The organism is Pseudomonas sp. PDM30 (genome assembly GCF_019218985.1).
Lineage (GTDB): Bacteria > Pseudomonadota > Gammaproteobacteria > Pseudomonadales > Pseudomonadaceae > Aquipseudomonas > Aquipseudomonas jessenii.
On sequence record NZ_JAHUWM010000013.1, the window covers coordinates 132,158 to 142,269 of the forward strand.

7 protein-coding genes and 2 riboswitches are annotated in these 10,112 nt (G+C 60.6%); of the genes, 5 read left to right on the forward strand and 2 right to left on the reverse strand.

The window, feature by feature from the left end; translation table 11 throughout:
- Nucleotides 1-72 precede the first annotated feature (72 nt).
- Nucleotides 73-286: riboswitch (cobalamin riboswitch) on the reverse strand.
- Nucleotides 287-491: 205 nt separating this feature from the next.
- Nucleotides 492-718, forward strand: a riboswitch (cobalamin riboswitch).
- Between the two features lie 120 nt (nt 719-838).
- The 4 genes from KW840_RS25670 (at nt 839) to cobM (ending at nt 2,987) form a co-directional block, all read left to right on the forward strand.
- Entirely contained in the window at nt 839-1,030 is a 192-nt protein-coding gene (locus tag KW840_RS25670; protein WP_057714565.1) for a CbtB-domain containing protein, read from the forward strand.
- A gap of 11 nt (nt 1,031-1,041) precedes the next feature.
- Complete coding sequence (locus KW840_RS25675) at nt 1,042-1,749, forward strand: CbtA family protein (protein WP_218498196.1); 708 nt, start codon at nt 1,042-1,044, stop codon at nt 1,747-1,749.
- Nucleotides 1,746-2,159, forward strand: a complete 414-nt coding sequence (locus KW840_RS25680) for a cobalamin biosynthesis protein (RefSeq protein WP_057714561.1) — start codon at nt 1,746-1,748, stop codon at nt 2,157-2,159. The genes KW840_RS25675 and KW840_RS25680 overlap by 4 nt, the downstream gene beginning before the upstream one ends.
- 81 nt (nt 2,160-2,240) lie before the next feature.
- The gene (gene cobM / locus KW840_RS25685) at nt 2,241-2,987 is read left to right on the forward strand and encodes a precorrin-4 C(11)-methyltransferase (RefSeq protein ID WP_057714560.1); all 747 of its coding nucleotides are present in this window, start codon (nt 2,241-2,243) and stop codon (nt 2,985-2,987) included.
- A gap of 142 nt (nt 2,988-3,129) precedes the next feature.
- On the opposite strand, the gene nfuA is transcribed toward cobM, so the two are convergent.
- Both nfuA and KW840_RS25695 read right to left on the reverse strand, forming a co-directional pair.
- Nucleotides 3,130-3,714: a Fe-S biogenesis protein NfuA gene (gene nfuA, locus KW840_RS25690; protein ID WP_008059275.1), complete on the reverse strand. Its 585-nt coding sequence runs from the start codon at nt 3,712-3,714 to the stop codon at nt 3,130-3,132.
- 195 nt (nt 3,715-3,909) lie between these two features.
- On the reverse strand, nt 3,910-6,219 hold the full coding sequence (locus KW840_RS25695) for a fatty acid cis/trans isomerase (RefSeq protein WP_218498197.1): 2,310 nt from the start codon (nt 6,217-6,219) through the stop codon (nt 3,910-3,912).
- A gap of 156 nt (nt 6,220-6,375) precedes the next feature.
- Between KW840_RS25695 and metH the strand changes: the two genes are divergently transcribed.
- The gene (metH, locus tag KW840_RS25700) at nt 6,376-10,086 is read left to right on the forward strand and encodes a methionine synthase (RefSeq protein WP_218498198.1); all 3,711 of its coding nucleotides are present in this window, start codon (nt 6,376-6,378) and stop codon (nt 10,084-10,086) included.
- The last annotated feature ends 26 nt before the right edge of the window (nt 10,087-10,112 follow it).

Genomic DNA, 10,112 nt, shown 5'->3' on the forward strand with positions numbered 1-10,112 from the left:
ACGGGACGACGACCGGCAACGCGCACGCGCGTGCCTGAAGAGTTCGCCACCGGATCACCCCGCCCGGTTGAAAGTGAGAATCTGTGACGAGGCAGGTCTCCTGGCTGACGGTGTGCCGGGCTTGAGCCTGGCATTCGCTGCGCCTTCCCGCCGGCCTCATGAATTGAGTCAGCAGTGGCGTGGCAACGAACATCACCGTTCACAGTTGCGGGGGCAGCCGCGGCATTGACCGCGTTCCCTTCTTAGCTTCGACAAACGCCGAAGAACCTCGAAAGCGCAAGGCTACGCATGGTCTTGGGGCGGGTCAATGTTCATGCTGAGTTCTGTAGCGCCTGTAACGACGCCATCGCGAGCAAGCTCGCTCCCACAGGGGATGGGGTTCTTTGAGAAAAATGCGGTCAAATGTAGGAGCGAGCTCGCTCGCGATTGGGTCGACCCGGTTCCGAATTGAGAACCCCTGCCAATTGACGCCCAACCCCCGCCCATGCTCTCCTACACACCTTGTTACGGGTGCCCTTCACAGGGTGAAACGGGAAACCGGTGAATCATGTGCTTTACTCTTAAGCCATGTCAGTCCGGTGCTGCCCCCGCAACGGTAAGCGAGCGAAGCGTCAGATCCACTGTGCCACTGCGGCATGGGAAGGTGATGTTTTCAGGTCCAGGCGCAAGCCTTTGCCCCTCGTGAGCCCGGAGACCGGCCCGCAACACAAAGTGACCAGTACGATCACTGAACCAACAAACCCGCGGTGGGCGGGCGCTGTTTGAAACCTTGCGCGCCTGGTCGTGCGGGTTTTTGCATGCGCTCTTATTCCCCGCTGACAGACCAGAGGGAAACGCCATGTCGATCATCAGCAGCGCCGAACACACAGCCGCAAGCACCACGTCAACCCTGACCCAACGTTTGGCCGCTGCCGTCTGCGCGTCGATCCTGGGCGCGTGCCTTGTGTATTTCGCCGGTTTCTCGCACATCGAAGCGGTGCACAACGCCGCCCACGATACCCGCCACAGCTCCGCGTTCCCGTGCCATTGAGAGCTGTCGACATGATCAAGCGTATTGCGCAAACCGCAGGTTTCACCGGGCTGCTGGCCGCCCTGTTGCTGACCCTGCTGCAAAGTTTCTGGGTCGCCCCGCTGATTTTGCAGGCCGAGACCTACGAAAAAGCCGAACCGGCCGCTGTTGAAATGCATGAACACGCCGACGGTGCGATGGCTGCTCACACTCATGATGCACAAGCCTGGGAGCCGGAAGATGGCTGGCAGCGCGTGCTGTCGACCACTGGTGGCAACCTGGTGGTGGCGGTCGGTTTCGCCCTGATGCTGGCCGGCCTGTACACCTTGCGTGCGCCGACCAAAACCTCTCAAGGCCTGCTCTGGGGCCTGGCTGGTTACGCGACTTTCGTGCTCGCGCCGACCCTAGGCCTGCCACCTGAATTGCCAGGCACTGCCGCCGCCGACCTGGCACAACGGCAACTGTGGTGGATCGGGACCGCCGCCTCCACCGCCGTCGGTATTGCGCTGATCGTGTTCAGCCGTCACTGGCTGATGAAAGTCCTCGGCGCGGCGATCCTCGCCGTTCCCCATGTGATTGGCGCGCCGCAACCGGAGGTGCATTCGATGCTTGCTCCAGAGGCGCTGGAAACCCGGTTCAAAATCGCTTCGCAACTGACCAACGTGGCATTCTGGCTGGCCCTGGGCCTGATCAGCGCCTGGTTGTTCCGTCGCAAAAGCGATGGTCAATACAACGCATGACTGACGTCAGCACAGCGCCGACCCTGGTGGTCGGCCTGGGCTGCCAACGGGGCTGCCCCGTCAGCACGTTGCTGGCGCTGCTCGATCAGGCGCTGGAGGCGCACCAGATAGCTCGTCATGAAATCAAGGCGCTGGCCAGCATCGATTCGAAGCGCGACGAACCTGCACTGATCGAACTGGCTCAGCAACTCGGCCTGGAACTGACGTATTTCAGCAGTGAGCAACTGGCCGCTTATGAACCGCAACTCAGCCATCAATCGCAAATAGCGTTTGAGCGCACCGGTTGCTACGGCGTTGCGGAAAGCGCCGCACTGGCCCTGGCCGAACAACTGGCCCAGGCCCCGGCAAAACTGCTGATTCCACGACAAAAATATGCCCAGGCAACCCTGGCATTGGCTGGTGCTGCGTAAAAACCGATAATCCCCGCCTTTGATCATGAACATTCTTCATCTGAAGGCCTGTTCAGCCCCTTTTTCCCACAGGAACCGACGATGACCGTCTACTTCATTGGCGCAGGTCCCGGCGACCCCGAACTGATCACCGTCAAGGGCCAGCGGCTGATTCGCAGTTGCCCGGTGATCATATATGCCGGCTCACTGGTGCCGGCCGCCGTACTGGAAGGTCACTGTGCCGAACAGGTGGTCAACAGCGCCGAACTGCACCTGGAACAGATCATCGACCTGATCAAGACCGCCCACGCCAAAGGCCAGGATGTGGCCCGGGTGCACTCTGGCGATCCAAGCCTGTATGGCGCCATTGGCGAGCAGATTCGCTATCTGCGTGAACTGGGCATTGCGTTCGAAATCGTACCCGGCGTGACTGCCGCAGCCGCTTGCGCAGCGCTCTTGGGCGCGGAACTGACCCTGCCGGACATTTCGCAGAGCGTGATCCTGACTCGCTACGCCGACAAAACCGCCATGCCACCCGGAGAGGAATTCTCCAGCCTGGCGCAGCACGGCGCGACCATGGCGATTCATTTGGGGGTCAGTCACCTGGCGAAGATCGTCGAGGAACTGCTGCCGCATTACGGCGCCGATTGCCCGATTGCGGTGGTGCATCGAGCGAGCTGGCCGGATCAGGATTGGGTGGTGGGCACGCTGGCAGATATTGCCGGGAAGGTTGAATCGAAGGGATTTCGTCGTACGGCGTTGATTCTGGTGGGTCGGGTGCTGGGCAGTGACCACTTCAGCGAGTCATCGCTGTATCGCGCAGGGCATGCTCATTTGTATCGCCCGTAGGGCCCCATCGCGAGCAAGCTCGCTCCCACATTGAAATGCGGCCACCTGTGGGAGCGAGCCTGCTCGCGATGGCGTTGGCAAATTTCACCCATAAAAAAACGGCGCTCACGGGGCGCCGTTTTTTCAGTTCGCAGCGAACACCTTAGTAGTAGGCGTTTTCTTTCTGCGTGTGGTCGGTCACGTCGCGAACACCTTTGAGCTCCGGGATGCGCTCGAGCAAGGTGCGCTCGATGCCTTCCTTCAGCGTCACGTCGGCCTGGCCGCAGCCCTGGCAACCACCACCGAACTGCAGGACGGCGATGCCGTCTTCGACCACGTCGATCAGGCTGACCTGACCGCCGTGGCTGGCCAGCCCCGGGTTGATCTCGGTTTGCAGGTAGTAGTTGATGCGCTCGTTGATCGGGCTGTCGGCGTTGACCATCGGTACCTTGGCGTTTGGCGCCTTGATGGTCAGCTGGCCGCCCATGCGGTCGGTGGCGTAGTCGACAACGGCATCGTCCAGGAAAGCTTCGCTGAAGTGGTCGATGTACGCAGTGAAGCTTTTGAGCCCCAGCGCGGTGTCTTCGGGTTTTTCTTCGCCCGGCTTGCAGTAGGCAATGCAGGTTTCGGCGTACTGGGTGCCAGGCTGGGTGATGAAGACGCGGATGCCGATGCCCGGGGTGTTCTGCTTGGAGAGCAGATCAGCCAGATAATCGTGGGCGGCGTCAGTGATGGTAATAGCGGTCATGGAAACTCCTCGCAGGCTTGGGCGCAGTTTACGCCAATCAACGCGCCGGACAAAGTCCTAGTATTTTTGTCGGGAAAGATTGTCCACAACCCCCCTGTAGGAGCGAGCTTGCTCGCGATGGTGTGTCAGTCGACATCAATGCAACTGATCCATCATCGCGAGCAAGCTCGCTCCTACAGGGGGGGCGGTGATTGTTCAGAGGTTCTCGTAGCGATTCATGTCCAGCACGCCCTCTTCCACCGGATCGGTTTCGTGGATGTAGCGGCTCAGGTCATGGAAATAAGCCCAGAATTGCGGATGACTGCGGCGTATTCCCCAGCGTTCGACGATTTTCTCGAAGCTGTCGGTGTCCTTGGCGCTTTCCATCGCATCCACAAACGCCGGCACTTGCCCGGCCGGGATGTTGAACATGAAGTTCGGGTAGCTGCTGAGCACACCCGGGAAAATCGTCAGGGTGTCGAGCCCAGGTTGATAGCGCAATGATTCACCGAGCAAAAACGCCACGTTGCTGTGGGCACGGTTACGCAACAGGCTGTAGACCTCACGCTTGCCGCTGCCGGTTTCAATACGCAGCAGCGTGGCCTCCGGCAACTGATCGATGACCTTCAGTCCGGCGGCCGGACGCGAAGTCAGGCGGCTCAATGACTGCTCGGCACTTTGCAGGTCCGGATCGATGTTTGGCCGCGAACAGTAAGCGCCGTCGCAGCGATTGATCGGGTCGGGCCTTGCATTGAGATCGCCATAACGGGCCAGCAACTGCATGGCAAAGTCGCGCTTGGGGTCCAGCGCGTCAAGCTTCAGCGCGGTCGGCTTGTCGTCGTCGATGGTCTCGTAGTCGAGCCACATCTTGAATTTGCCACTATTCTGATACCAGTCGTCAAGGTAGTCATCCCGGGAGTCGGCGGGCATCAGGCGCAGGAAATTCTGTTCGGCACCGTTGCGGATCAAGTCGAAATACAAGCGCGTCTGAGCCTGATGGGACAGGTTCCCGAACACATCGAAGTTCACTGCCAGTTGATAGTAGGTGCGCTCCAGCAGCGGATAGTCGAACAGCCATATCGTTTGCGGCACCTCGCCGATCAGGCCTTTGGTCACCGAAGCACTGTCGAAATGGCGGAAGATACTCAGCAACGCATTGTCGTTGCCGGCCCACAGGGTCGACCAGCTCGGTGCTGGCTCATCGGCGTAGCTGTCCCGGCGCAAGGCTTCGTATTCATTACGTTTGTCGCGGTAGTCGTGCCACAGGCTGAGGACGCTGCCGACATCATCGTTCTGCCCCGGCATCGCCAGCAATGGCGTGGCCTGCCCGCGATAATTCGGATCCGTGACATACAGGTCGTGCTCGGGCGCCTGGAACAGCGCCCAGAAATTATCGCGGATCACGTCCGTGGCGATCTGGCCGCGACACACTGGCCCACGAATGAACGTGCGCACAAAGTATTCGGCGTTATCGAGCATGAACTGATAGCGCGCCTGGGCCGGAATCGCTTCGAAAGTGGCAAAGGGGTTGGCCCGGCTCTGCGGTCCATAGCCCGGCAATGCGTCGACCTGCCAGTTGCCGCTGTAGAACAGGCTCTTGACCCGCGCCAGCTTCGCCGGACCCAGCGGATAGGTAATGTGGGTCTTGTGCACGATCACGCCCTGCACCGGCCACAGGCGATAGTAAAACTGCGTGCCCGGATCATCGTTCGGGCGACGGGTGTTGATCAGGTCGATCGGCTGGCCGGTCGGGGTGCGCGAACGCACCCACTGGAAGAAATGCCCAGGCTCGCCGTCCTTGAAGTAGAGATGGGCCAGGAACCAGTGCTCGTACAGCCAGCGCCCCACCAGGCTTTCCCGGGCTCCCGGCGAATTGAGCAGGTTTTCCCATTGCACCACCTGCAAGGCTTCCCTGGCGCTGGGCGCCAGCGCCTGCTGATCGATCGGCGCGCCTGCCGCCAGCCAGCGTTGCAGCGTCTGGTACTGCTGGTCGGTCAGGCCGGTCACTGCCAGCGGCATGCCCTCCTTCGGATGCTTGGCGGCGTAGCCGTCGAACTCCGCGGGCATGGCACACATGTTTTCCCGGTTCAGGCCCAGGACGATGTCTTCCGGCAGCTTCGCGTTGGGTTGCAACGCAGTCTTGTGGCCAAGCTCCAGCATCCGCGCCATCAGTGCGGCCTGGTTGCCCTGGGCATCGAGCACCGAATAGAAGCCCTTTTGCTGCCAGGCCTGTTTGCCGGAAGCGTCATAGAACAGTCGGGTCGGTGCAACCGCCTGGCGGCGGTCACCGTCGTAGACCGGGACTTTGGTTGCGCCACGTGCCGCGCCCTCACCGCTGCCCAGGTTGAGCTGACAGGCGGCGTCATTGCAGGCGTGGCAGGCCACGCACTTTTCAGTGAAGATCGGTTGAATGTCGCGGCTGTAGGAAATAACAGGTGACATGGCAGAGGAAATCGCCGGGCCTTGCGCCACGGCGCCCCAGCTTAAAAACAGCAGCAATGTGCCGATGACGAAGCGATACGACATGTCCCTGGTCCCGAATCCTGAAAAAACGTCGCGATTCTACCGGTCTGTCACCCTTACCAACATGAACGATATTCATGCAAATTCGAGTCACGCTCCAAAAGCGCACAGGTTTGCTATCATCCCGGCCCTTCGTCATGGCCTTACCGAGTAGTCCAAATGTCCGATCGCAGCGTTCGCCTTCAAGCTCTCAAGCACGCCCTCAAAGAGCGCATCCTGATTCTCGATGGCGGTATGGGCACGATGATCCAGAGCTACAAGCTCGAAGAGCAGGATTACCGTGGCAAACGCTTCGCTGACTGGCCAAGCGATGTCAAAGGCAACAACGACCTGTTGGTCCTGACTCGCCCGGACGTGATTGGCGGCATTGAAAAAGCCTACCTGGACGCCGGCGCCGACATTCTGGAAACCAACACCTTCAACGCCACCCGGATTTCCATGGCCGATTACGGCATGGAAAAACTGGCGTACGAATTGAACGTAGAAGGCGCTCGCCTGGCGCGCAAGGTCGCCGATGCGAAAACCCTCGAGAACCCGGACAAACCGCGTTTTGTTGCCGGCGTGCTCGGCCCGACCAGCCGTACCTGCTCGTTGTCCCCGGACGTCAACAACCCTGGTTACCGCAACGTCACCTTTGATGAGCTGGTGGAGAACTACACCGAAGCCACCAAAGGCCTGATCGAGGGCGGCGCCGACCTGATCCTGATCGAAACCATCTTCGATACCCTCAACGCCAAGGCCGCGATCTTCGCCGTACAAGGCGTATTCGAGGAATTGGGCGTCGAACTGCCGATCATGATTTCCGGCACCATTACCGACGCCTCGGGCCGCACCCTGTCCGGCCAGACCACCGAAGCGTTCTGGAACTCCGTGGCCCACGCCAAGCCGATTTCCGTCGGCCTGAACTGCGCCCTCGGCGCCCGCGAATTGCGCCCGTACCTCGAAGAGTTGTCGAACAAGGCCAACACCCACGTTTCCGCGCACCCGAACGCCGGCCTGCCAAACGAATTCGGCGAGTACGACGAGCTGCCATCGGAAACCGCCAAGGTCATCGAAGAGTTCGCCCAGAGCGGCTTCCTCAACATCGTCGGCGGCTGCTGCGGCACCACGCCGGGCCACATCGAGGCCATCGCCAAGGCCGTGGCCGGTTATGCGCCGCGCGAGATTCCGGACATCCCGAAGGCTTGCCGCCTCTCGGGTCTGGAGCCGTTCACCATCGATCGCAACTCGCTGTTCGTCAACGTCGGCGAGCGGACCAACATCACCGGTTCCGCCAAGTTCGCCCGCCTGATCTGTGAAGACAACTACACCGAGGCCCTGGAAGTCGCCCTGCAGCAGGTCGAAGCCGGCGCCCAGGTGATCGACATCAACATGGACGAAGGGATGCTCGATTCGAAGAAGGCCATGGTGACCTTCCTCAATCTGATTGCCGGCGAACCGGACATCTCCCGCGTACCGATCATGATCGACTCCTCCAAGTGGGAAGTGATCGAAGCCGGCCTCAAGTGCATCCAGGGCAAGGGCATCGTCAACTCGATCAGCATGAAAGAAGGCGTCGAACAGTTCATCCATCACGCCAAGCTGTGCAAGCGCTACGGTGCCGCAGTAGTGGTGATGGCCTTCGACGAAGCCGGCCAGGCCGACACCGAAGCGCGCAAGAAAGAAATCTGCAAACGCTCCTACGACATTCTGGTCAACGAAGTGGACTTCCCGCCGGAAGACATCATCTTCGACCCGAACATCTTTGCCGTCGCCACCGGTATCGAAGAACACAACAACTACGCCGTCGACTTCATCAATGCCTGTGCCTACATCCGTGACGAGCTGCCGTATGCGCTGACCTCCGGTGGCGTGTCCAACGTGTCGTTCTCGTTCCGTGGCAACAACCCGGTGCGCGAGGCGATCCACTCGGTGTTCCTGCTGTACGCGATCCGCTCCGGGCTGACCATGGGTATCGTCAACGCCGGGCAACTGGAGATCTACGACCAGATCCCGGTGGAGCTGCGCGACGCCGTGGAAGACGTGATCCTCAACCGCACCCCGGAAGGCACCGACGCCCTCCTCGCCATCGCCGACAAATACAAGGGCGACGGCAGCGTCAAGGAAGCCGAGACCGAAGAGTGGCGCAACTGGGACGTCAACAAGCGTCTGGAGCATGCACTGGTCAAGGGCATCACCACCCACATCGTCGAAGACACCGAAGAATCGCGCCAGTCCTTCGCCCGCCCGATCGAAGTGATCGAAGGCCCATTGATGGCCGGCATGAACATCGTCGGCGACCTGTTCGGCGCCGGCAAAATGTTCCTGCCGCAGGTGGTTAAATCCGCCCGCGTGATGAAACAGGCCGTGGCCCACCTGATCCCGTTCATCGAACTGGAAAAAGGCGACAAGCCGGAGGCCAAGGGCAAGATCCTGATGGCGACCGTCAAAGGCGACGTGCACGACATCGGCAAGAACATCGTCGGCGTGGTGCTGGGCTGCAACGGCTACGACATCGTCGACCTGGGCGTGATGGTGCCGGCGGAAAAAATCCTGCAGGTGGCCAAGGAACAGAAGTGCGACATCATCGGCCTGTCCGGCCTGATCACCCCGTCGCTGGATGAGATGGTCCACGTCGCCCGCGAAATGCAGCGCCAGGACTTCCACCTGCCGTTGATGATCGGTGGCGCCACCACTTCCAAAGCGCACACGGCAGTCAAGATCGAGCCGAAATACAGCAACGACGCGGTGATCTACGTCACCGACGCCTCCCGCGCCGTGGGCGTGGCGACCCAGTTGCTGTCCAAGGAACTGAAGGCCGGTTTTGTCGAGAAAACCCGCCAGGATTACATCGAAGTTCGCGAGCGCACGTCCAACCGCAGTGCCCGCACCGAGCGCCTGAGCTACGGCGCAGCCATCGCCAAGAAGCCGCAATTCGACTGGGCGTCCTACACGCCGGTCAAACCGACCTTCACCGGAGCGCGGGTGCTGGACAACATCGACCTCGACGTGCTGGCCGAATACATCGACTGGACGCCGTTTTTCATATCCTGGGACCTGGCCGGCAAGTTCCCGCGCATTCTCCAGGACGAAGTGGTCGGTGAAGCCGCCACCTCGCTGTACAACGACGCGAGGGAAATGCTGCGCAAATTGATCGACGAAAAGCTGATCAGCGCTCGTGCGGTGTTCGGCTTCTGGCCGGCCAACCAGGTGCATGACGACGACATCGAGCTCTATGGCGATGACGGCAAGCCAATGACCAAGCTGCATCACCTGCGCCAGCAGATCATCAAGACCGACGGCAAACCGAACTTCTCCCTGGCCGACTTCGTCGCGCCCAAGGACAGTGAAGTGACTGACTACGTGGGTGGTTTCATCACCACCGCCGGCATCGGCGCCGAAGAAGTGGCCAAGGCCTACCAGGACGCCGGCGACGATTACAACTCGATCATGGTCAAGGCCCTGGCCGACCGCCTGGCCGAAGCCTGCGCCGAGTGGCTGCACCAGCAGGTGCGTAAAGACTATTGGGGTTATGCCAAGGATGAAGCGCTGGATAACGAGGCACTGATCAAGGAACAGTACAGCGGTATCCGCCCTGCTCCGGGCTACCCGGCCTGTCCGGATCACACCGAGAAAGCTCAGCTGTTCGCCCTGCTCGATCCAGAAGCCCAGGAAATGCGCGCAGGCCGCAGTGGTGTATTCCTCACCGAGCACTACGCGATGTTCCCGGCGGCAGCGGTCAGTGGCTGGTACTTTGCTCACCCGCAGGCGCAGTACTTCGCCGTGGGCAAGATCGACAAGGACCAGGTGCAGAGCTACACGTCGCGCAAAGGCCAGGAACTGAGCGTTACCGAGCGCTGGCTGGCGCCGAATCTCGGTTACGACAACTGAGTGATCAACTGAAAAAAACCTTGTGG

Bases quoted from the DNA above. Each gene is read 5' to 3' on its own strand.
- nfuA (WP_008059275.1), bottom strand. From the start codon at position 3,714: ATGACCGCTATTACCATCACTGACGCCGCCCACGATTATCTGGCTGAT.
- cobM (WP_057714560.1), top strand. From the start codon at position 2,241: ATGACCGTCTACTTCATTGGCGCAGGTCCCGGCGACCCCGAACTGATC.
- KW840_RS25670 (WP_057714565.1), top strand. From the start codon at position 839: ATGTCGATCATCAGCAGCGCCGAACACACAGCCGCAAGCACCACGTCA.
- KW840_RS25680 (WP_057714561.1), top strand. From the start codon at position 1,746: ATGACTGACGTCAGCACAGCGCCGACCCTGGTGGTCGGCCTGGGCTGC.
- KW840_RS25675 (WP_218498196.1), top strand. From the start codon at position 1,042: ATGATCAAGCGTATTGCGCAAACCGCAGGTTTCACCGGGCTGCTGGCC.
- metH (WP_218498198.1), top strand. From the start codon at position 6,376: ATGTCCGATCGCAGCGTTCGCCTTCAAGCTCTCAAGCACGCCCTCAAA.
- KW840_RS25695 (WP_218498197.1), bottom strand. From the start codon at position 6,219: ATGTCGTATCGCTTCGTCATCGGCACATTGCTGCTGTTTTTAAGCTGG.